This window comes from Candidatus Zixiibacteriota bacterium (assembly GCA_019038695.1).
Taxonomy (GTDB): domain Bacteria; phylum Zixibacteria; class MSB-5A5; order GN15; family FEB-12; genus B120-G9.
Window position 1 is genome coordinate 63,319 of sequence record JAHOYZ010000012.1, and the last position, 25,789, is coordinate 89,107.

The following is a 25,789-nucleotide window of genomic DNA, read 5'->3' on the forward strand; positions in this document are numbered from 1 at the left end:
ATGAACAACAGCAAGGTCAAATTACTAATACTCTGTGTGTCGGTCCTGAGTATGCTCTGTGCGGCTGGGTTTTTGCTTAGTTGCTCCGATAACCCGGTTGATTCGATTACCAGGGACAACCAACTGGCTATGAACCTTTCCATCGCTTCCTCACCGGAACTGATGGAGATGGTCAACAACTTTGTTGTCCATGTCTCGGGCGACGGCTTTGAGACATTCTCGCAATCTCTGGACATCGAAGACGGCTACGTGCGAGGCACGATTAACTCTGTTCCGGCCGGAGACGCCATTACGTTCACGGTCCAGGCGCTGGACGGTTCGCTACTAATCTATGAGGGTACGGATACCATTCCGGTTCAACCCGACACGGTTAATAATGTAAATGTTGTCCTGATTCCAGTCGTTTCAATGGTCAAGCTCTCGCCGCGTTATCTGGAGGTCGGAACTAACCAGGAAAGTTCGTTTGAATTGAAAGTGTATGGAATTCGTAATCTGTCGCAGCTTTCATTCCGGCTCCACTGGGATTTCCCGGCGCTGATTCGTTTCTCAACTGAGGTGTCCGGGATCCTGTCCAATCGGGTGCTGGTTTTCGACACTCTTGGGGGAGCGGTTGCGCCGCCGTACTACTATGCCTGCGCTTTTCTGAACACCGAACAGGCCAATCGCATTGTTGATGCCAACGGCAATGCCACCTTGGGAACGGTCAGTTTCACCAGCCCTACGCCTGAAATATTGCCGGTCACGATGGTGATCACGATGGACTCGTTGGCGATGTATGACACGGCCGGTGATCCGATTGTCGTCGACACAATCTACGGCGACCAGGCGACGGTGGTGGTGGATTCAGCTATGCCGTGATCCCAGATTTATGCAGTGACTGACATTGTTGGTATGGTAATGGCCCCGCAGGTCAAGCTGACCATCGGCTTGACATTGAGAGAATATGTCATCGCGAATCCGCTGTAGCGGATGTGGCGATCTCAATTCGGCGAACATTCATTGCTGGGATTGCCACGTCGTTCTAGACGGACTCCTCGCAATGACCCGCTGCAACCTATTTCGCAGAAATCACGAAATTGAGATTACTCACGATAGCACCGTTCTCAACTGCCTCCATCTCAAAATTGATTCCTTCCGGTTCGCATTTGTACCCCAGGCGGTCAAGCTGTTCGGAATCAATGTAGGCGCGGTAATTGCCGGGGATGAGACCCAGATAGAAAAACTCCCCGTTGCTGAATGTCATTACCTCGGTCACGATTTCCAGATCAAGATTATAGAATACGACTGTCAATCCACCCTGGGGAGTCAGGCCATCAACTATCTTTCGATGAACAAATCCTGAAGCTTCTCCGGCCATCACAATCGGTACGTCGATAGCTGTCACCACGTTGGGGTTGAACGCGACACGGTAATTCTCATAAAGTGGTTTGAGCATCGGGTCATCCAGGCTGAGCGGATCGATACTGACCAGATGCTCGGCGTACGGGTTCAGGCCATCGTAGTAGTACATCCTGTTGCTTCCGCGTGGTCTTTCTCTACCGCCGCGAATACGGGCTCGAAGTCCCTCTACAATGCGCTCATTCTTGTCAAGCATGCCGTTGTGGTTGTCGTCCATAAAGGGACGTACGACCATAGCTGAGCGTCCGACACCGTAGTAACGATCCAGCATGAACCGTCCTCCGGTCTGATCGTAGCGCACGGATCCTTGCTGAACCTGGGTGATATTGGTAGCGCGGCTGGTCGTAGCCACACGGGTTGTAAACGATGCGAAGTTGGTGAAAATATTAAGCGACACGCGGAACATATCGCTATTGGAATGCATCTCGCGTTCATAGGAGAACGAAATCTGTCCGGTGCGGAATAGCCGTCGGCTATAAAAAATAGCCACTGAAGCCACACGGCGTTTACTGTGGTCGTAGACGACTCTAAACTGCGGACGCAGCCAGCGAGAGAAAGAAACCGAAGCGAACAATTCGCTTAGAAAGCTGGTTCCGGAGAAATTGATGTAACGGCTGATGTTGTACTTGCCGAGGTAGTAAAGGTTGACCTTACGGAGTGAAGCTGTGCCGCCGAAATTGATCGTAATCAAATCACGTAAAGGATACCGGTCCCAGGTGGCGTAGGAACGAAGGCTAATCGGTCGGCCTGCTACTCGCATGGGGGCTGTCACAGAGAGAGCGTAGCTGTCGTGTTTGCCAGGACCGGTGCGATATTGACTCCGGCGATAACTGGTAAGACTGCCGTCAATACTAACCAGCGACGGTTGACTGAAATTCATAGCCACTTGCGAGGCATAGCCCGGTGCATGACCGGCGTTAGCTGTCAGGTTACCGGCCAGTTGTACCGTAGCCTCACCTGCCACAGAGACTGGTTCGGCGTCAGCGCGATCAAGTGGAATATCAGTTAGTAGCCCCACCGTCACCCGGTTGGAGACACCATAATATGTCGCCACCTGCGTGTATTTGGAATTCAATAACTGGTTCTGAGCGGCACCCACCGCGATAGCATACTCTATAGAGTTGCGTGGAACGAGATTGTACGGAATGTGGATGTACTGCTCCTCGGTGCGTATCTCACCCGACGGGCCATACAGCTTGAGGGTGACGATAGAAGAACCATAGTTGGCATCTACAAAAAACTCGTATTCCCCGGACGGGCCGGTGTGCGTAAAATCTACCAGCGTGCGATCAATGTACAGCTCAACTTCCCAACCTTCACCCGGTCGACCGGCGATGCGAGTGGTCCTGAAAAACTTCCTCTGTACCTGCGGCCGGTTGGTGATCATCCCCCCCCGTATGGTTCGCGACAGGATGCCCCCCGTGTAAACATCGCCGATTTCCCCCTGGATGAGATACGGGCTGTAGTCGAAGAAATAATGCCAGTGCAGTTTGAGTTGATCCTCGCTCATCCCGGTACGTGTATTCCCGGCTCCCGACACGCTCAGATCTCCGCCCAGCAGCATGCTCCCCAGGTTGAATCCAAAGTGGTTAACCTTGCTACCGACCGGATTGGCGGCCAGGCTCCAGTCGAGAATACATCCCCCAAGAAGCTGACGGCGATATGGTACCCATTTTACCCTCCCCAGCTCTTTCTCTTTTTGCTGAAGACGCTTCTGCGCCATCGCACGTTTCAATTTCTGGTAAGCAGGGTAATCTTCATCAAGGGGCAGGACAACGCGCAAGTCGGCGAAAATAAATGTCACCGGCAGTCCCAACAACGGTCCGAAGAGACTTTCTCGGAGAAATAGATCGGTGGTAGTCAGAAGGAAATCAGACGGGTGCAGGGGAGTGTCGCGTCCATGCAATCGCACTGTCAGCTTATCAAGATCAATGCGAAACTTGTTCTTGTTGGAGATGACATAACCACTGAAACGGCGCTTGTCCATTTCCGGTTTGATGTTGAGGTCCAGAAGGTCAAAAATGCCCATCACTGGCAGGAATACATCCTTGCCGTCATACTGGGCAAAAATATCAGCATTGATCAAACGGCGAACCTGGAAATTAATTGGAATTTCCTCAAACACCTGTGCAGTGTCAGCGGCCTTTGAAATACTCGTTCCTAGCGGACTCATAGCCAGGATTGCAGCCGTGACCAGACCGATCAATGTCAATCTCATGATATTCATAGCGCGTTATCGGAAATTCCCCAGGTGCTATTCGACAGCCACTAGTTGGGAAATTTTGTTACCTTTGATCATGTCCTCGGGGGGGACGTCGTTGCGCCCGTCGGGTGTAATCTCCAGATCAACCCGGAGGGGCTTCTTGAACTCCTGATCGGGAGCGATCCCGAGTTCAATCCGGCGTCGAAGCCGATCGTAAACCGCTAGATTGGTGCTATTAATGCTCATCTCCTGGCCGTCAGCATCAATCAAACGGGTCTTGATTACGCCCATGTATGATGTGTTACCCAGGCTGGACATGTCGACAAGTACGTGAACCTTGTTGTCCGCTTGTACCGCCCGAGCACTTAGCAGATCCAGGCTCGAGACAAGGTCGCCGGTGCGATACTTGACCATGATAGCCATCTGCATGATCATGTTCAGAGAGGTACTGATCTGTCCTTCGACGTCCGTGGCTGGTAGTACAGTTTCACCCTCTTTCGACGACACCACAATTCGCGCCCAGTATTCACCGTCAACCAATCCCTGTGGTGGTCGGGCTACCAGTCGCACTGTCTGGGAACCCTGGGCAGGTACCATCACTTTTCGTGGAAACGCCCTGATCCAGTCCATAGCTGACTTGGAATCACTTACCGACGAATCGGCCAGTGAGATGGCTATGTTGCCCAGACTGTCGGACATGGGCAGACCATAGGAAATGCGAATCGTTACCTCTGTAGGAGCATCAGAGGGATTCTTGACGATTATTCGATCCGTTCTTTTCTGGTCGGACATGAATACTACCGTCGGAGCCACCATTACTCCTGCGGCTGCCTTTACAGCCAGAAGGAAAAAGCAACCAAGCACCAGGGCTAGCCGGAAGCCCGTTGTTGTCCAGGGGAAACGTTTGTTCATCATAATATCTCCATAAAGTCATCTACTAATCATGTCAACTCAAGTTCAGCTGCCGTCGTAACTGACACTGATCACAATATCCGCCGAATAACTTCCCGCCCCTTGTTGAACACTTGGGATCACCTTGCCTCCAAGATACACTTTCGTATTGCCGTTGGTCGCCCCGATATTGGCAGTTGGCAGAGAGTACGGATTGACCCCAACCCAGGCGCCACCGCCCGGTGTATCGGGTGTGCCGGCCAGAGAGTCGATAGTGCAATCCGAACTGCTGAAAATAATCGGCATGTGAGCACCGGTCGCAGTGTACAGATATTCGGGCAGGATGAACTGAACCGATATACCTGCTCCATCCTCGCCGCTGATAGTGAATACAGCCGCCGAAGTGTCCGAACCGGTAGCGGTACGGTTGACTTTGACGGGTACGCCTTGCATTACATTGCCGAACTTCAACTGCGTATCCGCTGAGATCGAAATTGGTGTCACCATCGTGGCCGAAGCTGAGGAGGTTCCAACGGCTTGTGCCAGAAGGGACGGTCCTACAAGGAGACTCGTAACCAGCACTGTGGCAAGTAGTCCTATTTCCGATTTTTGCCATGAACAGCAATCCATGCTGATCTTTCTCCGGTGTGATTCCATTTTCCTCGCAAGCCTCACCTAAGCCTAAGGCCGTGTCTCCCGGCCGGGCAACAAACATTTTATCTTTACGTTCCATTGTATGTGACGGTCAGAATGATATCGCCGCTGTAGCTTCCCGATCTCTGGTAAATCGATGGGATGACCTGTCCACCCAGATAGATGCTGGTACCGGCTGTGCCTACCGTAGCCGCCGCAGGCAGACTGCGAGGGTCAGTATTCTGCCAGCCTTTTGTGCCTGCCATTCCGGCCGGATTATCGGCGCCGGTGGTGTCAACCGAGCAGTCGGTAGCGGAGAAAGTCATTATCATCCGATCGCTTCCGTCCGAAAGTACCAGATACTCCGGCAACTGAAAATACATCGTGATCGGCGAGTCCTTCTGACCGGTGACCTTGAAAATGCCCGCATCTGTAGAGCTATTAGCCACCGTCTTGGGGACTCCCTGAAAGACATCACCGAAAACGAGCGAAGCGCTGGATGCTACGGTCAGGGCTGATAGAACGGTGGCAGTAGCGGTTCCAATAGCCACTTCCTGTGTATAGACGGACGTCGTAGCTACAAGAAGCACCGCAACCACAACCAAGGCCAGGGCAGCGAATCCTATTCGGCGTTGTTCAAACCTGATCTTATCCATAATCAGTCCATTGTTCAAAAAAGGAACACGCGGATCCTTCACATATATTGATCGTCAGCCTGTGCAGAAATTTAACAGCAAAAGATGATAAAAATTGCGGTATTCGTTGCGTTCTGAAACAGTGTCAGGATCAGGTTGCGGGTTTGATCAAGAGGATTGTTTCATCATGAAAGGGGTTGAGTTAGTTTAAGTAGAGGCAGCGATGTCGAATAATGAAGGTAATTTGCCCTCCACAAAAAAAAGGGAGAGCCTTGAAGGCTCTCCCTTTAAATTCGTCGGACTACAAATATCAGTTGCCGTTGTACGACACGCTCAGGACGATGTCGCCGCTGTAGGTGCCGGAGGGCTGATACATTGATGGGATTACTTTACCACCCAGGAAGACGGACGTAATAACTGTCGGGCCCTCAGTTCCACCGATGACCAGGGCAGCTGGGAATGAGCGTGGATCCTCATCAACCCAACCGTCGCCTACAACCACCGTCAGCGGGGTTTTTGAGTTGGTTGTGTCGATGGCCATATCGGTGCTGCTGAATGTGATATTCATCTGTGCACCAGCGGAGCTGGACAAGTACTCCGGTAGCATAAACTGGGCTGTAACGCCCGCGCCCGCTTCACCGGTGATAGTGAAGATAGCGGCTGTGGTGTCGCCACCGGTAGCGGTTCTTGCTACCGTTTTGGGGACACCGGGGAATATATCGCCGAATTCCAAGTTTGTGCCAGCCGCTAAAACGATAGCACTCAAGACCGTTCCGTCAGCGGTGCCGGTAACGGCTTGCTGTGCCGAGCCGGTGCTCGCACTCACAAGTACCATTAGACCGATCGCGATGGCCAGAACTCCGGGATGCAGGAAGCGAAATCTACTGAGGTTCATGTCATCCTCCAGGATTGTTTATACATTCAATAACTTTTTTTTACGACTCTGATTGTCTTGTTGTATCCTTTAGTCGCCACAAGTGAGCAATCCGATTACCCCTAATGGGCAACAAATCACCACCAATGAGTAAGTTGATTGAATTTTGAACAACCCTAACCACCAGGGCAAACAGCTAAAACCCGGTGTATTGCACAGTCAGAACGATGTCAGCTGTGTAGGAGCCAGCAGGTTGCCTCAAACCAGGGACAGCTTTGCCTCCCAGCCAGACGGTAAGACCCGCTGACCCTAAGTCGTATGTAAGTGTCTGCCACGGATTTAGATCGTCAAAGCTGGGGCTGGCCTGATTGGGGGAGGGGAAGGAATCAATGGCACAGCCGTCGGAGAAGAAGATTAGCTGGATCGTGTTGGCACCGGATGAAAGGTAGGTCGGCAGGCTGAAATCAAGCGTTACTTCAGACCCGGCATCGCCGCCAACGGTGAATTCGGCGGCATCGGTGGAACTTTTGTCGATTGTCTTGGGGATACCGGGGAACATAGTGCCGAAGGTCAGGTCACTGCTGCCCGAAACAGACTCATCAGCCGCAAAGACAAAGGTAGGTAAAATCAGGGTCAACAAAGCGATAAGTAATGTGCATCTTGATAGCGACAAAACGTTACCAGAATTAGGGTTACTTACTATGGTAGAAAACTATCATGGTCACCGATCGTCAACAACAATCCCGCCGTCAGTCGTGGGGGAAAACTACCGTCAGAGTGCAGGTTTCTGTCGCGCCAGAAAGATTAATGATCATGGAATCGAGAGGCATGAGCAAAGCAGAGCCGGTCACATATCCCCGGGTGGGATGGATACGATAGGGACTAATGGATTGTTCAAATATACCGCCGTCGGTCTTGAACACCACCTGTGCTGCTGCAGATCTGGGCATACGCAACATCAGGAGCGGCTTTGTATTGGTTGATATTTCGGTCGTCGAGGGGTTGGTCATCCAAAGTGTTCCGGCCGGACTGTTCACGGTGGCACGGGCGGAAATACGAGCAGTGGCCGATTTGTTATCAGCCGCCAATACTATGTCTGAATGGAAAACAACAGGTTTTGTCAGGACATAGATTACACAATAACAGAAAACGACAAAAGTTCTCATGGCGGTCCCAGATGCAGTCAGGTTGGTACTGCATCAAGATACCGCCCAAGGCGATTTTGTCAAGAGCCCTTAGGGGCTTGCTGATAAAGTCATTGTGAGGAGTGAAAACCTTCAAGTCTGAAAGACATGGCAATCTCATATCGCGAATGTTTGCAGGGATAAGATCCCCACGACTGGTAAGGCCGGCTTCGTGATGACAAATGGAACGGTTTTTCTTACAGGCCCTTAAGCCGGGATCAGTCTCGGGTGTTACGTTGATTGCTCGACGTATCTGTAGTTCTGTCCGGTTCGATCAGTTCCCCGTCAGAGTTACTATAATCTCAACATCTGCCGAGTAGTTGCCTCCGCTCTGTCCGACCGAAGGGATTGTTTGGCCACCAATCCAGACGGTCATACTGCCGTCAATGGCCGACAGGTCAACCAGGTTGGTATTGAGTGGGTTCAGGTTACCAGCCGGGGCCGCCTGTCCACCACCAGTGCCGTCCTCGTAGGAACCGTCAGTACCCAAGAATGTTATGGGCATAGCCGCCGTTGCAGAGTGCAATGAATCCGGAAGCGTAAAGGTAATCTGTACTTCCGCGGCCGATGGTCCGGTAATACTCCATTCGCCGGCAGTACCAACATCGGTCTTAGCCACTGTTTCCGGCGTTCCAGGAGTAACATTGCCGAAATCGAGATCGTTGGTGCCGGTTACGGTCAGAGCAGAAATCACAGTAGCCAGGGCTTGAACTGTGGCACTTTCCTGAGCCTGTAGTCCTGGCGCTGCAACTCCTAATACCAGCGCCAAGCAGACTGTAATGATCCTTATCCTAAACATTATATTCACTCCCTGTAAAACATTAGTTTCTCTTGAAACACTGTTTAAGCAACGCCAATGCCATCCTGCGAAACGTACCCTATCATGTTGTGATGTCATATGTTACGATACTTGCGGTAATGTTGCTAAAGGCGTCGACAGGATGGCAATGTGTGGGGATAATCCCATAGGAGGATTGGTGAATACCTCTTTTGATGCCAACTGCTTATGCTGTGTCCGGAACCTGAGAGGTAGTCATTGCTGCTCAATGACCTTGCCTGGGTGGGCAGACTTATGTAGGTTATGATGATAACTGGAACGAAATCAGACAATCGCCTTGTCGTCAGGTAACTATGTTCCGTTCGGCTATTTTGCAACCGGCTAATTTGTTGAGTCTTTCAAGGGTGTTACTGACACCTCTGGTGGGTTACTTCCTTTGGAAAGGGGATTCCCAGTCCACCCATATCTGTGCTCTGCTTCTGATTGTGGCCGGAATAACTGATGGTCTTGATGGTTATGTAGCAAGGAAGCTTGGGCAGGTCAGTGACTTTGGCAAAACCCTTGATCCACTGGCGGACAAACTGATGGCCATCGTCCTGATCGGATTATTGATTATGTTTCGAGATTTCCCATGGTGGCTGGCTGGGGTTGTGGTAGGACGTGACTTATTGATACTTCTGGCAGGTCTGACTCTCATGCGGGGCGAGAAGATCGTGGTGCCGTCGAACTGGGCTGGTAAGTATGCCTTTGTTGCCATTATCTTCCTGATAGGTAGCTATATCTATCGCTTCCCGACAGGGATCACCGTCCTGACCTGGATGACCATTGTTCTGGTTGCAATTTCGAGTTTGCTCTATGCCCGCCTGTTCCTGCGGCTCAGAGGTGGACAGAAGTTGCAAATACAACCTGATCGACCAATGTGGAAGGGGTTACGTACAACTTTCAACATCTCTTTCCTGATAGTCTACTTCTACGGTTTCTTCAGATTTATGGGCTGGGTGTAGATAGTTTCGCTACTCCCTAAGCACTTGCTCCAATTCGTGGCGGAACAGGGTGTGGAAAGTATGACCTTCTTCCTGAGCGGACCACCCCACGGCGTGGATTAATTCGGCCATGATCTGGAGGTACTGTCCCCGAGTCGTGATTGAGTTGATTTCAGTGTCAAGGGCGTGACGATATGCCTCCAGCATCCCGGCGATCTCGATGCGCCCCGACTCATAATCATCTGAAGTAAGGCCAAGATTCTGTACGGCCAGTTCGCGAGATCGATGGCTACGGGGAAGAGCTCTTGCGGTTGAGATCAACTGTCCGACCAGCGAATGTATCTTACCTGTCAATTCCAGCATAGCGCCATCGGCCTGAAACTCCATCTCGCTCAATTCTGCTTTAAGTCTCGACCGTCTGTGAATCCGGCCAGTTCCTTCAAACAAAGGCAGCGTCAAGGTGCCGAAAACCGACCAGGTGCCGTGGTGTTCCGAAGATAAATCGGGAGTATCTTCCAATTGATCAGTGAGACTCAAGGTTGCTCTCAGTTCCAGATTGGGAAGGTATCGGCTTCGGTTCAGGGCCAATCGTGATTCCTGGATACTCATTTGCGCCAGATAGGTCTGCAGAACCGGATGATGGCTTCGTGCAGTATTGACCAGGGATTGCTGAAACTGCGATAGCTTGCCCGGTATGTTCAGTAGCCCTTCAAAGAGATCACGGTCGCGGTAAATCTTCTCGTCTGCCACGACAGCCGTATCGAGCCGCAGGGACTGATCGAGAGGTAGATTAAATAGTACGCTTAACATGATACCGGCTGTCTTCTTCTGTGTCTCCGCAGCCAGAGTACGGACGATTGCCTTTTGTCGCTCATCCTTCCAGCGGATGAAATCTCCTAGTTTTGTCTCATCCTCCCGGTGGAATCTGATAGCGGTGAGCTCAAGGTTGTGCTCGACTACCTGGCGATAGCGAAGCTGAATCCGGTAAAGGTCCTCGGCCTGCAAAAGTGCTACATATGCCTCGACGACTGCTTGTTCGAGATCGAGACGAAGTCGACGACGATCAATCTCGGAGAGGTCCTTTTCCTGTGAGGCGAGTTTGATCGCTTTGATTCGTTCCCAGGAGAAAATGGTCTGGCTGAGACTGAGATCAGCGCCATACTGCGTACGACTCAGAGGTTCGACGGTGTTGGCGACAGTATTGCGATCCAGCCGACCTGCCTTAGCTGTCAAGTCGATCTGCGGTAGATAGGCGGCCAACGTTTCACGAGACGCGTGAGCAGCACCGGTTACGCCATCTGAGGTTGCGAGGTAATTTGGGTTGCCACTCAGAACGCGGCTGATAGCTGTCATTAGATCGTAAAACTCAGCCTCCTCCGGTGTGGGTGCGGGAAGGATGTCAGCTTCTTCGCGAACCATACTCGGGATATTAATCCCGCAGAGATGAGCGGTTTCTTCGTTTATTGCCAGCGCAGTGCCGCTACGAAATACTACCGGCAGGTCGGCCGGCGTTTCTCCTCTGGCAATTCTGATTGCTTTGAGGGCATTGAAACGTGCTTCAGAGACAACACCGTAGGCGGAGGCAGTCGCAAAAGCGCCATGATCTATCAACAGTTTGCCCTCCCAGGTAAAGGCCGGAGTCCCGGCATTGGAGAGCCGACCAAGGAAGGCAGGTATTTTTGTATTATCCATACCCCATAAGGGACCGAGGTAAACAGCATCGACATCGTCGGGAAGCCCGTTGAGAGCTTTGAAGTAGGCATAGGTGCCATTGTTGTCGTAACCCTCGGTCGTAACCATCTCAAAACCCATCTGTTGTCCGAGCCTTTCGACCCGGTTGGTAACCGCAACCTGTTCGGCACTGTCGGTCGGGAAGAAGAGCAGGCCGAGTTTTTTCAGGGGCACCAACCGAGCCAGCATGACAATGTCACTCTCGATCTTGTCGGGTTGGAAATGAACTGTCAGGTTATCAACCACAGGACGCCCATCGGCACCAACGAAACCGGCTGCTCTCGGGTCGAGTTGTCTCATGGCCAGGATGGGGCCGGCGTAACCGGCCGTCAGCAAATCCTCGACTACCCAGGGGCCGATCGTCACCATCAGGTCGATTCCCTTTGTGGCCGACAGATTTCTCGCCAGTGTTTGACAGCTGTCCCTTTTCCAGTCGCCATTACCATATCCGTGAGGCACAAACAGTATCTCTATGTGTTCGGGAGACAGTATCCGTAGTTGACGCTCGAATTCCTGACGTAACAATTCGTGAACCGGATGCAACCCGGTCTCAAAGTACCCGACTCGAAAACGAACCGGCGTCTCCGTCTCGGCAGACAGGGTTGATCCCAGTAGAATTGTACAGGCCAGACCAATCAACAGAAAACTGCAAAGTCGCACCATGCGGTTTGTCTCCTACACATCCAAGAGGTTCTTTGGGAGGATGATACACAAAACGAGAGCACGGTTGAAGTTCTTTTTTTGTGTGGAGTATTCCCCACCCGGACGTCACCCTTCGACTTCGCTCAGGATGACATCCTACGAATGCAAGTTCTTATGTAGGGAGAAACCCCTCTTAGCGGTTCCGCCATCTCGAATTGTTAGGACCGCAAGGGGTCCTGACCTACAAATGCGGAATCTTTGTTATTCCCGTGAAAACGGGAATCCAGTCTTCTCTTCTCAAAATGGCTTTGTTTGGTAATACGCACTTTGCGTTTTTATCATAATCCCATGTCATCAATAGCGTAAGGCGAATTCTCTTATAGTTTCAAGCGGTGAAATTGTAGAGATTTTGGAGCACTTTTTGTATTCCTTTTGGATATGAATTGGGGTTCGTTGGTTTTGTGACTGTCTCATAATAAAGGGATGGGGAAGAAATAACAGCGGTGATGTTGTTGGGAAAGTGGTGGGGGCATTCCCGTGGGCGGCAGACGCCTACGGGAAAGACTGGATACCGGATCAAGTCCGGCATGACGATGGTTGCGGCAGACGCCTTCGGGAAAGACTGGATGCCGGATCAAGTCCGGTATGACGATGGTTGCTGCAGACGCCCTAAACAGGTGATACCTGTCGTCTGCCCCATTAGGTGTCCCACGAAATCATCCCAATCCCTACGGGCACGCTACCGGGGCGGGTCCTCCCGTGAACAAGTACGAAACCAGATAGGTCAGGTCGCCAATATTGATCTCGCCATTGCCGTCTATATCAGTCTCTTTTTCGCATTCTGACGGTGGACCACCAGTGAATAAGTACGCTACAAGGTAAGTCAGATCAGCGATGTTGATTTCATCGGGCAATACGTAGTCGACATTGCCACGCAGGCCGATGCAGCAGCATACATCTCCAATTCCATCGCCATTTGTATCGATCTGATCCGGATTGGGATCGTCCGGACAGTTGTCACATGCATCGCCGAACGTGTCGCCATCTACGTCAGACTGATTAGTATTGACTGAATCGGGGCAGTTATCACAGGCATCGCCAACCCCATCCAAGTCGATATCTTCCTGACCAATGTTCGCTTGCAACGGGCAATTGTCACACAGGTCGCCAACCGTGTCGCTGTCTGTGTCGATTTGGTCCGGGTTAGTTGTTGACGGGCAGTTATCAACCGAACAGATATTGCCAGGATAGCCAGGGTCGCCGTAGCCATCACCGTCAGAGTCCACACACTGCAAGGCAGTAAAGATCCTAATGAGGGAGTAATCTGACGAGTCACTTGTTGATAATTTGAACGCCTTGACGCGCCAGTAATACGTCTCGTCAGCTATAAGCGGGCTTCCAGATTGTAACAAGCTGCTGGAATCTGCTTCACCAACAAAGACAAGTGCAGTAAAAAGTGAATCCTCGGCTACTTCTACTCGGTAGTGATCGTCGTCAAGTTTCCATGCTGTAGACCAGTTGAATCGTGGGAACTCAGAGGGAACTGAGTCACCGTTTAGTGGACTGATCAACCGCGGCTGAAGAAGTGGTAATATCCAGTTCGCGCCGTAGATACTTGGCCTGCCTATTCTGGTATCGGTCCAGACGGCATTGATATGATCCTTGAATATGGTACAGCCGATATAATCCGACAGCCCACCGCCACCGGCGGGGGAAGTCGCAATATCAGATTCGTTCCCCGAGTGTTCGATTCCGAAAGCGAAGTCCTCTTTTGTTACAAATAGACTGGGATCAACAGAAGTGTCGGAAATGCGATGATTGGTGCTGAATGTTTGTCCTCCGTCGAACGAATAGGCGGCGAAGAGATCAAACTTCGTATGATTGGCGGTATCAGTCCGTTGGTCATAGAATATAATTGCAAGGTTACCTTCTTCATTACAAACCAGCCAGGGGTGAAACTGATCGTACATCGCCCCCGGACCTGTCAAGTCGTCATTGACGAAAACCTTCTCTGACCATGTTTGCCCATTGTCCGTGGAACGAACGAACTCAATGTTGTAATCGTAATATGTGCTGTTGGTGACGTCCTTGGAAGCAAAAGCAACATAAATATAACCATCATAAGGACCACCACTGATATCGGCCGTCGCAGTGGGTCCGGTAAACACTCCTACATTACCGTCGATGATGCCAAATTCGCCGTCGGACAGGGCGATTGCTTCGGGGCTGTTAAACGTTTGTCCTCCATCTGTTGACTTGGCAACCATCTCCGCTTCGTGGAACGGTTCGTAGATATATCCATTACCGAAAATATAGACTGAACCGTCGCTGCCGACTATCGGTTGCGCAAAGCCTATGTAGGTGTCCAGGGAGACCGTATCAAAGCTGGCGCCACCGTCGACCGAACGAGCGAAAATGGTCCGTGAACCTCCACCCTGCAGGTCAGACCGAAACCAGGCGAGGTATATGTTCCCGTGATTTGAACCGCCGGTCCTGTCGACAGTCATCAATGGCTTGTCTTCGAAGTAGTTCCCGATTGTATCAACAACGGTCACCGGACCGGTCCAGCTGTAGCCCTGGTCTATAGATTTGATCAAAGTGATGTGGGAGGAATCACGCCGACCTGCCTGGGCTGAGGTAGAATCGGCGTCAAGGTAGCTGATATAGAAGTTGCCCTCAGCATCTACAGCCATGGCCGGGTTGGACTGCCATTCAAAAACCTGGAAATCAGTCCTTATCAGCGAATCAGTCCATGTGTTGCCGCCATCGGTTGAGCGACCTATGCCAATCTGTCGGTATCCCAGCCGGAAGTCGCGCCAAACAGCTATGACAATGTTGCTATCGGTGGGGCAGACCTCTATTTGCTGTTCATTCTGATATACCGTTGAGGGTGTGGACACCGGGTAGTTTGCCGGTGTTATCGGCTCCATATCTCCACTCACCGCGGCATTAATACTCTGCTGAATCGTGGGCTGTTCTGACGGGACGTGAATCGTGACCGCATTGGCCACCAGAGATGAAACAACCAGGAATATCATTGCGAGCAGAACTGATATTATACGGGTGTTGCGCATGGCGAACACCTCCAGCGTGTTTGGTTTGTTCAAATGACTACTTGATTAATATATCCCCGTTTTGTCGTTTTGTCAATGCGTTGATTGGCAACGCGGTCCTTGCTCGTCGTCTCGAATTGGCAGAACCACTAAGGGAGGTATCCTACGAAGACTGACAATATAGGCAATTGCGTCAGGATCGTAAGGGATCCTGATCTGCAAATGTTACTACTCAATCGGCTGGACATTGACAGCGTGGCTCGTTTGTGTTATCTCTACCAAATGCGTATCCACATCGTTCAGAAAGATACCAGCAAGCTGGATCACACGGCGTATATCCAGAACGCAGAGAAGTCCGGGGCTGACCTCGTCTGTTTCGCCGAACTTAGCACCAGCGGAATTCTGTACCAGCAAGAGCCCGTCAAGCCGCTTGAGACTGTACTGAAGAGTCTCAAGGACCATCAAACGAGTATCATGCTCGGTTTACCGTATCAGGTGGATGAGACGCTGTACAATTGCTATATGTATTACGATCGGGGTCAGCACCAGATGTATCGTAAGATCAACCTCTTTTGCCCTATGAATGAAGACAAAATATATCAAGCAGGGGACATGCCAGGCCTGTTCAAAACGCGCCATGGTCTCTTGGGGGTGGCGATCTGCTTCGATCTCCGCTTTCCTGATCTTTTTAAGCAACTAGTGTCGATTGGAGCTGAGATTATCTTTGTGCCAGCCGCTTTCCCACAGGTGCGGATTGAGGATTGGAAACGCCTTCTGGTCCAGATGGCAGTTGAAAACAAAGTCCCTGTGGTCGGTGTAAACTCAGTGGGCCGTGACAGTTGCAACGAATTCGGGGGTGCTTCGATGGCGGTTGATGCTACCGGTAATGTGCTGGTCTCGGCAAATGAGACCGAAGAAACTGTGCTTGAAGTTGAGATTGATCTGTAAAAAGATAGCTTTGTGTGTATATAAAGACGAAGATTTGCAGATAATCGAAGGCCGGAGAACTTCTGGGCGAATTAAAATGTTACAATAATAAGACTTGACGAAATGTCGAATAGAAGATAAGTTGTCAGGCTCAAGTACAATTGGGCCCTTAGCTCAGTTGGTTAGAGCAGCTGACTCATAATCAGCGGGTCGCAGGTTCGAGTCCTGCAGGGCCCAGTGATGATGACGGTGAGGACCAGTGAGGGCAATTAGCTCAGTTGGTTAGAGCGTTCGGTTCACATCCGAGAGGTCACTGGTTCGAATCCAGTATTGCCCATTTTGTGTAGGCGTTTATGGTCTTTGGAAAGATTCGAAAAACACTCTGGCTCTCCGTTAGCCTTTGCCCAGAAGAGGCTATGCGGAGTGCAATAAAAGTAACGAGAAACGCATTCTCCCGGTACTAACGGGGAATGCGTTTTCTGCTTTAGGTGATGATGATGAAGGTTGTTGCAGCAAAGGAGGAGACCCGGATGCAGAGCGATATCGAGCTGTTGCTGAAACTACAGGTAATTGATTATGACCTCGGCGAACTGGAGCGCTCCAAGGAGTATCTGCCCGACATGATGGGCAATCTCGACCACGAAGTTAAGGACGTTCAGATGAAGCTTGAGGAGACATCGGCGACACTCGAAGAATCAAAGCTAGCTCAGAAGAATCTGGAGTTAGAGGCTAAGACCAAAGAGGCCGAGCTCCAGAAATACCAGCAGCAAATGATGACGATCAAGACGAACAAGGAATACGATGCGCTGGTGTCTCAGATAGATTCCGTCAAAGCGACGATCTCAACAGCTGAACATGAATTGCTCGAAACGATGGAACGAGTTGAAAGACTCACCGCTGAGCTTCCTGAAATCAAAGAGAAACATGAGCAGATCGGGGAGAACAACGCCCGTCAGCTGAAAATCCTTCAGGAAAAGATAGATTCCATCGGCGACACAGTGGCCTCGAAAGAGCAGGAGCGATCAGTTATCCTCAAGCAAATTCCCCGCCCGATCATGTCGATATACCAGCGTGTGAGTAAGGGCAAAGGTGGTACAGTAGTGGTTTCCGTAAGACGGCGTTCCTGTAGCTCTTGCAACAAAGCCCTGACACCCAAGAAAGTCCAGGAAATCCGTCGCGGCGACCGTATCAACACTTGTGATAGTTGTGGACGAATGCTTTATTGGGATGATGATATTTCGAATTGAGGGTTTCGAGTGAATCGAATCCCGGAAGTCTGTGGATGTAGTCAATGACTCGTATATTGGATGACATTGCCCTGACCTTTGACGATGTGCTGCTGGTGCCGGCTCATTCGAGCGTGTTACCGCGCGAGACCGACATCACTACCAGCATCGCTCCCAACCTCAATCTTAAAATTCCTCTGGTGGCGTCGGCTATGGACACCGTCTGCGAATCAAGGCTGGCTATTGCGCTGGCCCGGCAGGGAGGGATAGGCGTTATTCACAAGAACATGTCGCCCAAAGTTCAGGCCGATGAAGTCGACAAGGTCAAACGTTCCGAGTCGGGTATGATCGTCGATCCCATAACATTATCTCCTACTGACACCGTTGGAGAGGCCCTAAAGGTTATGAGCCGTTTCTCTATTTCAGGTATTCCCATTACAATGCAGGGAAAGCTCGCAGGCATTCTGACTAACAGGGATCTTCGCTTTCACAAGGATACAGCGGTTCCAATATCGGAAGTCATGACTTCAGAGAACCTGGTCACGGTCAAAGAAGGCACAGATATGGATACCGCCCAGGGAATACTGCATAAGCACCGTATTGAGAAGCTATTGATTGTCGATGATGACTACATGCTCAAGGGCATGATCACCGTCAAGGATATCATGAAGAAGATTCAGTATCCGAACGCAGCCAAGGACGATCAGGGTCGGTTGAGGGTGGCTGGCGCTATTGGTGTCGGCGAAGACCTTGAGGAGCGGGCCGGTGCGTTGGTATGGGCCGGGGTGGATATGCTAGTGATTGACAGTTCCCACGGACACAGCCAGGGTGTGCTCGACGGAGTTACAGCCATAAAAAAGAAATATCCTTCACTACCCCTGATGGCCGGAAATGTAGCCACCGCCGACGGTACACGGGCGCTCATTGATGCCGGGTGCGACTGTGTCAAAGTAGGAATTGGTCCCGGATCAATATGTACTACACGCATTGTCACCGGGGCCGGAGTACCGCAGATTGCAGCCATAATATGCGCGGTTGAGGCCGCCCTTAAAAGCGGTACGCCGGTAGTGGCGGACGGTGGCATTCGCTTCAGTGGCGATATTGTCAAGTCGCTGGCGTGTGGAGCCAGTGCTGTAATGGTCGGATCGCTGTTTGCCGGAGTCGAAGAATCTCCGGGCGAAACGGTCCTGTTTGAAGGCCGTTCGTTCAAGGTATACCGGGGTATGGGTTCCTTAGGGGCAATGAAGCAGGGCAGTCACGACCGCTATTTTCAGCGAAAACAGGAAGAAGCGGCCAAGTTTGTCCCGGAGGGAATAGAAGGACGCGTACCATACAAAGGAATGCTGGAGGACACCGTCTATCAACTGGTCGGTGGTCTGCGCTCCGGGATGGGAATCTGTGGGGCAGCGACCTTGGCGGAGCTTAGCGAGAAATCTGAAATGGTGCGCATTACTGCCGCCGGAATGGTGGAGTCGCATCCGCACTCGGTCCCAATTACTAAAGAAGCACCCAACTACCGCAGGATGTACTGAGGTCGTCGGTGCTGAAATTAACTAGAATGTTGTTGTGTTGTTATTATAATCAAGGACTTGGGAAGTAGGAGAAACAGTCGCGCCCTGAATGAAAATTTAAGGTGAGGAAAGTCCGAGCTCCAAAGAATCGAGGCGCCCGGTAATACCGGGGCGGAGTGATCCGACGGAAAGTGCCGCAGAAACTATACCGCCCGCCATTGGTGGGTAAGGGTGAAAACGTGGTGTAAGAGACCACGGCGGCACTCAGTAATGAGTGCCGTGGGTAAACCCCGCCTGGAGCAAGGCCAAATAGGGGAAGAGGGGTTGATTCGCCCCGTTATCATTCCCGGGTGGGCCGCACAGAGCGACCGGGCAACCGGACCGCCAAGATAAATGACTGTTGGCTCGCCATCGGCGAGTTACAGAACTCGGCTTATTTCCTGCTTGTCAAGTCCTCCTCAGAATAGAGGAGACCAAAATGGTTCTGATCCGCAGATCTATGCCACTCAAATGGGTGGTTGCTGAAGATCGAGATCCCCAGCTTGTTCAAGATCTGGTGTCGGCGACAGAATTACCCGCCAACGTGGTCAAGATACTTATCAGTCGAGAAATGAATGATCCTGTGGCGATCAAGCGCTTCCTTGATCCTGACCTGACTGATCTTGTAGATCCCTTCTCGCTGGTAGGTATGAAGGACGGAATCGAACGCGTCACCGAGGCCCTATTCAATAATGAGAAGATTACAATCTACGGGGACTACGATGTCGATGGCATTACCGCTACATCACTGCTGTATATGGTCATCAACAAGCTTGGTGGTCAGGTCGATTTCCATTTGCCCAATCGTCTGACTGAAGGATATGGCTTGTCCAAAGAAGGTATCGATAAAGCCAAAGAGCGGGGAGTCTCGCTCATCATTACGGTCGATACCGGTATTACGGCAGTGGTGGAAATTGGTTATGCCAAATCGGTCGGAATTGATGTCATCGTCACCGACCACCACGAACCGGGTGCCGATACGCCAGAAGCGTACACCATAATCAATCCCAAGCAAGCTGATTGTAATTACAAGACCGAACTGTCCGGGGTGGGTGTGGCGTTCAAGTTTGCTCAGGCTCTTTACAGTTCGCTCAATCAGGACGAGCGTGATCTCTGGGAACATCTCGATCTGGTAGCTCTTGGAACTGCGGCTGATATTGTTCCTCTGGTAAATGAAAACCGCACTCTAACCAAGTTCGGTATCAGGCAGATTGCCCGAACCACAAAGCCGGGTCTTAAATCGCTAACTTTTATCTCCGGTCTGATGGGTAAAGACATAAGTACGGGCCAGGTAGTTTTCGTTCTGGCTCCGCGAATCAATGCTCTTGGTCGCCTGGGTGATGCAAGTGAGGCAATTCGTTTGTTATCCACTCGTGACGAACGGGTAGCTGCGGAGATTGCTCGTAAGCTCGACAGCGAGAATCGCCGACGAAAGGACATCGACGAGAAGACACTCAATGAGGCTCTCGCTCAAATGGAAGAATTGGTCGAAATCGGTACCGATCGAGCAATTGTACTGGCCGGTGATGACTGGCACCAGGGAGTTATTGGAATCGTGGCAAGTCGTCTTGTAGAACGTTACTACCTGCCAACGGTAATGATCTCAGTGGTGAACGGTGAAGGCAAAGGTTCGGCCCGATCCATTCCTGGTTTCCATCTCTGTGAGGCTCTCAAGGAATGCGAGCACCTTCTCATCCGATATGGCGGACACAAATACGCAGCCGGGTTATCGATTGCTCCTGAGAATGTTGAGGAGTTCCGCATCAAATTTGTAGAGGTTTCTAACCGCATTCTCTCCGAGGAAGATATTGTTCCTAAGTTTCACATTGACCTCGAGATCGAACTTACTGATATCGACGATGATTTCATGACCAACATTGAGTCCTTTGCACCTTTTGGTCCTCAGAACATGCGACCGGTATTTCTGACCCGTAATTGTGAGGTCTCCGCCCAGCCTTATGTAGTCGGTAACAATCATCTCAAGATGCGGATACGCAAGGGGGATGCGGAGTTTGACGTTATCGGTTTTGGATTCGGTGATACTGTCCGTTTGATTTCTTCGAGAGGCTGTCTGGTTGATGTTGTGTATGTGGTCGAGTACAACACCTACCGCAATGTCACCCGGAAGCAGATTCGGCTCAAAGATATTCGTCTCACAGCCGGTACTGCCACTGTCTGATGTGAGGGCTGACTATGGCCGTGATCGACAAATTTCAGGCCGGTGATATTCGAGCCTTGTCCCGGATTGTCTCGTTTGTCGAAGACCGTTGTACTGGATATCGTGATCTACTGACCCGACTGTACAAATCGGTCGGACACTCTCTGCGCATAGGTATAACCGGCCCTCCCGGAGCCGGCAAATCAACTCTCGTCAATTGTTTGATCCACGAATTCCTCAAGGATAATGAGAGAGTAGGAGTTATCGCCGTAGATCCGAGCTCACCGTTCACAGGTGGAGCGCTTTTGGGTGATCGGGTCCGGATGAACGATTTCCCGCCTGACGGCCACGTGTATTTCCGTTCCATGGCTACCCGTGGTGTCTCCGGCGGACTAACGGCCGCTACGCACAATGTGACGGTTGTCTATGATGCTTTCGGTTTCGACATTACTCTTATCGAGACGGTTGGTGTGGGACAGGTGGAGCTTGATATTGTTGATACCTGCGATGTGGTGGTAGTCGTCGTGGTGCCGGAATCGGGCGACGCGGTTCAGACTATGAAAGCCGGCCTGACGGAAATCGCCGACATCTTTTGTGTCAACAAGGCCGACCGACCGGGAGCCGAACGGATTACCTCCGAGTTGCGCCAGGCCATGCAGCTCCGCAAGACAGAGGATGGCGCCTGGAGAGTACCGGTTATTCCAACCGAGGCCGTTACTCGGAAAAATGTCGACAAACTGGTCGTCAAGATTCACGATTTTATTGAGGATGCCCGGTCCAAAGGCCGCTTTGAATCGCACCGCCGTGAGCAGATAAAAAAACAAATTGTAAGCGTGCTGCAAAACCGTTTCCAACGAGATTTTGTCGATCTTTTGGCGCACGAAGTACAATTTGATCAGATCGTGGATGAAATTGCGCGTGGCCAGACCGACCCATACGCGGTTGGCGAGCGGCTTTATCGCCGATTCTCATCCAGGACGTGAGTTCTATCCTCTCACCGCTCCGATTTCATTTTTCTACCCATTTTCCAACCTTACTTGCGCTCGGATAATAGCTTAGTTATCTTATGCTACTAATTGTGAGATGGAGTACATAACATATGTTTGGCAAGACATTTCTGAGTAAGCTCAAAAAGCATCGCATCAGCTGGAATGAGGTGGCCGAGAAGTTCCGCAATAGGAAATCACGCCCGCGTTTTTTCACAGTGTCATCGGTTGAAATAGATGAACTATACGGCCCCGACTCGATCAAAGGAGCCGACCGCGACGAACATTTCTGGGACAGCATTGGCTTTCCGGGCGAGTTTCCATACACGCGCGGAGTACACCACACGATGTACCGAAGCCGCTTGTGGACTATGCGCCAGTTTGCCGGCATGGGTACTCCCCGGCAGACAAACGAGCGGTTCCACTATATTCTCAAACAGGGGGGCACCGGCCTCTCAACCGCCTTTGATCTGCCAACCCTGATGGGTTACGATTCCGACCACTCCCGTTCACTTGGCGAAGTCGGTAAGTGCGGCGTAGCCGTCGATACGCTGGCCGACATGGAGATCATTTTCGACGGCATTGACCTGGCGAAAGTGTCTACCTCGATGACGATCAACTCGCCTGCTTCGATGCTGCTGGCTATGTATCTGGCTGTTGCCGAAAAACAGGGCGTTCCGTTTGACAAGGTGCGAGGCACACTTCAAAACGACATTCTCAAGGAATACATCGCCCAGAAAGAGTTCATCTACCCGCCGCGACCATCTCTTAGGCTTATTACTGATATGATGGACTATTGCACGAAACATGTCCCGCAGTGGAATACGATCTCGGTCTCCGGCTACCACATTCGCGAAGCAGGTGCTACCGCCGTACAGGAACTGGCGTTTACTCTTGCTGACGGTTTCCAGTATATCGAGTCGGCTATTGAAGACGGACAGAACGTCGATGATTTTGCACCGCGCTTGTCGTTCTTTTTCAATGCTCATAGTGATTTCTTTGAAGAGATTTGTAAATACCGCGCCGCTCGTCGTATTTTTGCCAAGAGGATGCGTGACAAATATGGTGCCAAAAACCCCCGTTCGTGGTTGCTCCGTTTCCACACCCAGACAGCTGGTTGTTCATTGACTGCTCAACAGCCGGAGAACAATATCGTTCGCGTTGCTGTGCAAGCCCTCAGTGGTGTGTTGGGTGGTACGCAGTCGCTACACACTAACTCTATGGATGAAACCCTGGCGCTGCCTTCGGAAAAAGCGGTTACGATAGCATTGCGCACACAACAAATTATCGCTCACGAAACCGGCGCCGCCAATACGGTTGATCCGTTAGCCGGGTCGTATTTTGTGGAGAGCCTGACTGACCAGATGGAAGCCGAAGCTGAAAAATATTTTGACGAGATCGAGCAGCGCGGGGGAGTGTTACAGTGTATTGAAGACGGGTTTTTCCAGCAGGAAATTGCCCGTGCGGCCTATCGTCACCAGCAGGAACTGGAAAAGAAGGACCGCATTATTGTCGGTGTCAATGATTACGAAATGGAAGACGAAGAGATCGACATCCCCGTGCTCAGGATTGACAAACAGGTTGAACCGGACCAGTGTGCATTCTTGAAAAAGGTTCGGGCCGAGCGCGACGATGCCAAGTTGCAGGCAGCAATGTCGAACCTGCGCGAAGTTGCTCGTGGCGATGGTAACACGTTTGAGGCTTTGCTGGAATGCAGCCGGGCGTATGCGTCGGTGGGCGAAATGTGTGATGTTTTGCGCGAGGAATGGGGCGAATATTCGGAGACGGCGGCCGCTATGCGACCGTGTTAGGGGAGAGGGATGGTCACGATAAGAAATCCGAGGAGATAGAGACCAACAATGTCCGAACAAAAAATCAGAATACTGTTAGCAAAACCCGGCCTTGACGGTCACGACCGGGGTATCAAAGTTATCGCCGCCGCGTTTCGTGACGCCGGCATGGAAGTTATCTACACCGGCCTGCGACAAACGCCGGAGATGATTGTGGATGCCGCCGTACAGGAAGACGTCGACGCCATTGGTGTGTCGGTTTTGTCGGGAGCGCATATGACGTTGTTCCCAGCCATTCTTGAAGTTATGAAAACGAAAGACGCCGGTGATATTATTCTTTTTGGGGGTGGCATTATCCCCGACGAGGACAAGGAAGAACTCGAAAAGATGGGTATTGCCAAAGTGTTTACGCCCGGTGCGTCGACTTCGGCGGCGATCGAGTTTATTCGCAAGGCTGTAAGTGAAAAAACAACAGACGATAATATAATGTAGCTGCGGTACGGCAATGCCCTTGACGCAGATATGACTCCTCCAGGAGGGGGCGTCCGGATTCCCAGCTATTTCGGTGATAATGCCATTTTGACGCTCGCGCTGTTTGCGCTCGATCTTCATTGAGATTCGCGGGGGTGGAGCCGAATCCATCCCCACCTAACAACCGGACTGAAGTTCTTCCGGCCTCATCATGAAAGGGACTACCAGAAATTGGTTGCCAACCAGACGAGTTACCCTTAGTTTCAAGAGTTCAGTAGGTTACTTTGTTCGACCACATGCGAGCTGTGGATGTCTTGTGCACGTTTATGAACAATGGTAGTACGTGGCTTACCGATTTCAACCTCCACCACAGCAGGGGTATAGTCGATCGGAGCGCAAAGAACGAACTGTGTGCATGGTGCGGTTCAGTTCGGAAGAAGTTGACGATTCAGGTTCGCTGTTTATAGGTCCGAGGATGTTATGATTAAGATACCAGAACATGTAAGAAAGCTTCAGGCATATCAGACCGCCAAATCGATTAGGGAACTAACCCACGAGAAAAAACTAAACCGCATCGTCAGGCTGGCTTCCAATGAGAATCCGCACGGCCCTTCGCCCAAGGCGGTGGCCGCTCTGAGACAATTAGGTGCCGACCTGCACAGATACGTGGATCCCCGCTCGACCGAACTGGTGAAGGCCATCGCAGAGAGGTATGGCAGGAGTCCTTCACAGGTTATGTGCGCCCACGGATCCGATGCCCTCCTGGCGTATGTCATCAACGCCTTTACACTCGAAGGCGACGAGATTCTAACCGTCGATGCAACCTTTACCGGGATCTTCGTCAATACCAACAAACAAGGCCGGAAGGTGCGTCTCGTTCCATTAACCGACTATGTCATTGACCTAGAGGTGCTGGCCGCATCGGTATCGACCGATACCAAGATCGTCTATTTGGCTAATCCTAACAATCCGACCGGTACGATGTTTTCGCAGAGCCGGTTTGAGGCCTTCATGGACCAGGTCCCTAAGGAAGTGTTAGTCATTCTGGACGAAGCGTATTGTGCATATGCGTCCAAACATGACGGCTATCCGGATGGTTTGCAATACTCCCACGAGAACCTCATTATCGCTCGCTCGTTGTCCAAGGTCTATGGACTGGCCGGGCTGCGGATCGGATTTGCCGTGGGGCCAGAGTATCTTATTGATGCCCTCTATAAGGTAAAGCTTCCGTTCGAGCCCAATCAGCCGGCTCAGGTAGCCGCCATGGCGGCCTTGGCTGATGACGAATTCCTGCAACGAACTATTGAGGTCAATGAGCAATCACTGGCTCGATTTACGACCTGCTTTGACCGACTTGAGATTCCATATGTTAAAACGGTCGCCTGTTTTGTGTTGGTGTTGCTGCCGACAGAGGAAGTTGCGCGGCTGTTCTTTGAGCGATGTCTGGACTACGGACTTATTGTCAGACATGCCGGGTCCTTTGGCGTGGCCAATGGCATTCGCATCAGTTCCGGGAACAAAGAGGACACGGAGTTCGCGGTAGACGTGATCGAGAAAGTGTGGCAAGAGATCACTGCATCATCCTGTGTAACAGGATGCAACAAGTAAACGTGAGGGCCCGATAAGAATGATCATCATCGACCAAGGGCCAACCCATGATTCCAGTCCTGAGGGAC

General features: G+C 51.3%; 20 protein-coding genes, 2 tRNA genes and 1 other RNA gene. 13 read left to right on the top strand and 10 right to left on the bottom strand.

Annotation, left to right across the window (positions count from 1 at the left end):
* Nucleotides 1–858 (top strand): hypothetical protein, encoded by an 858-nt coding sequence (locus tag KOO62_05545; GenBank protein ID MBU8933453.1) that lies wholly within the window; start codon nt 1–3, stop codon nt 856–858.
* A 196-nt stretch (nt 859–1,054) separates the two neighbouring features.
* On the opposite strand, the gene KOO62_05550 is transcribed toward KOO62_05545, so the two are convergent.
* The 8 genes from KOO62_05550 to KOO62_05585 form a co-directional block, all read right to left on the bottom strand.
* Nucleotides 1,055–3,625, bottom strand: coding sequence for a hypothetical protein (locus tag KOO62_05550; GenBank protein ID MBU8933454.1), 2,571 nt, complete (start codon nt 3,623–3,625; stop codon nt 1,055–1,057).
* 27 nt (nt 3,626–3,652) lie between these two features.
* A complete protein-coding gene (locus KOO62_05555; protein ID MBU8933455.1) occupies nt 3,653–4,516 on the bottom strand; it encodes a hypothetical protein in 864 nt (287 codons plus the stop codon).
* A gap of 42 nt (nt 4,517–4,558) precedes the next feature.
* The gene (locus KOO62_05560) at nt 4,559–5,122 is read right to left on the bottom strand and encodes a DUF4402 domain-containing protein (GenBank protein ID MBU8933456.1); all 564 of its coding nucleotides are present in this window, start codon (nt 5,120–5,122) and stop codon (nt 4,559–4,561) included.
* Nucleotides 5,123–5,214: 92 nt separating this feature from the next.
* On the bottom strand, nt 5,215–5,781 hold the full coding sequence (locus KOO62_05565) for a hypothetical protein (protein ID MBU8933457.1): 567 nt from the start codon (nt 5,779–5,781) through the stop codon (nt 5,215–5,217).
* Nucleotides 5,782–6,070: 289 nt separating this feature from the next.
* Nucleotides 6,071–6,655, bottom strand: a complete 585-nt coding sequence (locus tag KOO62_05570; protein ID MBU8933458.1) for a hypothetical protein — start codon at nt 6,653–6,655, stop codon at nt 6,071–6,073.
* A gap of 175 nt (nt 6,656–6,830) precedes the next feature.
* Entirely contained in the window at nt 6,831–7,271 is a 441-nt protein-coding gene (locus tag KOO62_05575; protein MBU8933459.1) for a hypothetical protein, read from the bottom strand.
* A 112-nt stretch (nt 7,272–7,383) separates the two neighbouring features.
* Nucleotides 7,384–7,800: a hypothetical protein gene (locus tag KOO62_05580; GenBank protein ID MBU8933460.1), complete on the bottom strand. Its 417-nt coding sequence runs from the start codon at nt 7,798–7,800 to the stop codon at nt 7,384–7,386.
* A 292-nt stretch (nt 7,801–8,092) separates the two neighbouring features.
* Nucleotides 8,093–8,617 (bottom strand): hypothetical protein, encoded by a 525-nt coding sequence (locus tag KOO62_05585; protein MBU8933461.1) that lies wholly within the window; start codon nt 8,615–8,617, stop codon nt 8,093–8,095.
* Nucleotides 8,618–9,000: 383 nt separating this feature from the next.
* Here KOO62_05585 and KOO62_05590 point away from each other — a divergent pair, with 383 nt between their 5' ends.
* Entirely contained in the window at nt 9,001–9,600 is a 600-nt protein-coding gene (locus KOO62_05590; protein ID MBU8933462.1) for a CDP-alcohol phosphatidyltransferase family protein, read from the top strand.
* A gap of 9 nt (nt 9,601–9,609) precedes the next feature.
* Here the strand turns inward: KOO62_05590 and KOO62_05595 are convergent, their stop codons facing one another.
* Nucleotides 9,610–11,973, bottom strand: coding sequence for a TolC family protein (locus tag KOO62_05595; GenBank protein ID MBU8933463.1), 2,364 nt, complete (start codon nt 11,971–11,973; stop codon nt 9,610–9,612).
* 707 nt (nt 11,974–12,680) lie between these two features.
* Nucleotides 12,681–15,026 (bottom strand): thrombospondin type 3 repeat-containing protein, encoded by a 2,346-nt coding sequence (locus KOO62_05600; protein MBU8933464.1) that lies wholly within the window; start codon nt 15,024–15,026, stop codon nt 12,681–12,683.
* A 201-nt stretch (nt 15,027–15,227) separates the two neighbouring features.
* Between KOO62_05600 and KOO62_05605 the strand changes: the two genes are divergently transcribed.
* The 11 genes from KOO62_05605 to hisC all read left to right on the top strand — a co-directional run bounded on the left by KOO62_05605 (nt 15,228) and on the right by hisC (nt 25,721).
* Nucleotides 15,228–15,953 (top strand): hypothetical protein, encoded by a 726-nt coding sequence (locus KOO62_05605; protein ID MBU8933465.1) that lies wholly within the window; start codon nt 15,228–15,230, stop codon nt 15,951–15,953.
* A 142-nt stretch (nt 15,954–16,095) separates the two neighbouring features.
* Nucleotides 16,096–16,169: transfer RNA gene (locus tag KOO62_05610), tRNA-Ile, on the top strand.
* Nucleotides 16,170–16,195: 26 nt separating this feature from the next.
* A tRNA-Val gene (locus tag KOO62_05615) sits at nt 16,196–16,269 on the top strand.
* A gap of 193 nt (nt 16,270–16,462) precedes the next feature.
* Nucleotides 16,463–17,179: a hypothetical protein gene (locus tag KOO62_05620; GenBank protein MBU8933466.1), complete on the top strand. Its 717-nt coding sequence runs from the start codon at nt 16,463–16,465 to the stop codon at nt 17,177–17,179.
* A 44-nt stretch (nt 17,180–17,223) separates the two neighbouring features.
* Nucleotides 17,224–18,690, top strand: coding sequence for an IMP dehydrogenase (gene guaB, locus KOO62_05625; GenBank protein MBU8933467.1), 1,467 nt, complete (start codon nt 17,224–17,226; stop codon nt 18,688–18,690).
* Nucleotides 18,691–18,751: 61 nt separating this feature from the next.
* Nucleotides 18,752–19,120: RNase P RNA component class A (gene rnpB, locus KOO62_05630), an RNA gene on the top strand.
* A 27-nt stretch (nt 19,121–19,147) separates the two neighbouring features.
* Nucleotides 19,148–20,887 carry a single-stranded-DNA-specific exonuclease RecJ gene (recJ, locus tag KOO62_05635; GenBank protein ID MBU8933468.1) on the top strand — a complete coding sequence of 580 codons (1,740 nt, stop codon included), beginning with the start codon at nt 19,148–19,150 and terminating at the stop codon, nt 20,885–20,887.
* 14 nt (nt 20,888–20,901) lie between these two features.
* The gene (gene meaB, locus KOO62_05640; protein MBU8933469.1) at nt 20,902–21,849 is read left to right on the top strand and encodes a methylmalonyl Co-A mutase-associated GTPase MeaB; all 948 of its coding nucleotides are present in this window, start codon (nt 20,902–20,904) and stop codon (nt 21,847–21,849) included.
* Nucleotides 21,850–21,965: 116 nt separating this feature from the next.
* A complete protein-coding gene (locus KOO62_05645) occupies nt 21,966–23,663 on the top strand; it encodes a methylmalonyl-CoA mutase family protein (GenBank protein MBU8933470.1) in 1,698 nt (565 codons plus the stop codon).
* Nucleotides 23,664–23,711: 48 nt separating this feature from the next.
* The gene (locus KOO62_05650) at nt 23,712–24,134 is read left to right on the top strand and encodes a cobalamin B12-binding domain-containing protein (protein MBU8933471.1); all 423 of its coding nucleotides are present in this window, start codon (nt 23,712–23,714) and stop codon (nt 24,132–24,134) included.
* A 459-nt stretch (nt 24,135–24,593) separates the two neighbouring features.
* Nucleotides 24,594–25,721 carry a histidinol-phosphate transaminase gene (gene hisC / locus KOO62_05655; protein MBU8933472.1) on the top strand — a complete coding sequence of 376 codons (1,128 nt, stop codon included), beginning with the start codon at nt 24,594–24,596 and terminating at the stop codon, nt 25,719–25,721.
* Nucleotides 25,722–25,789: the final 68 nt, after the last annotated feature.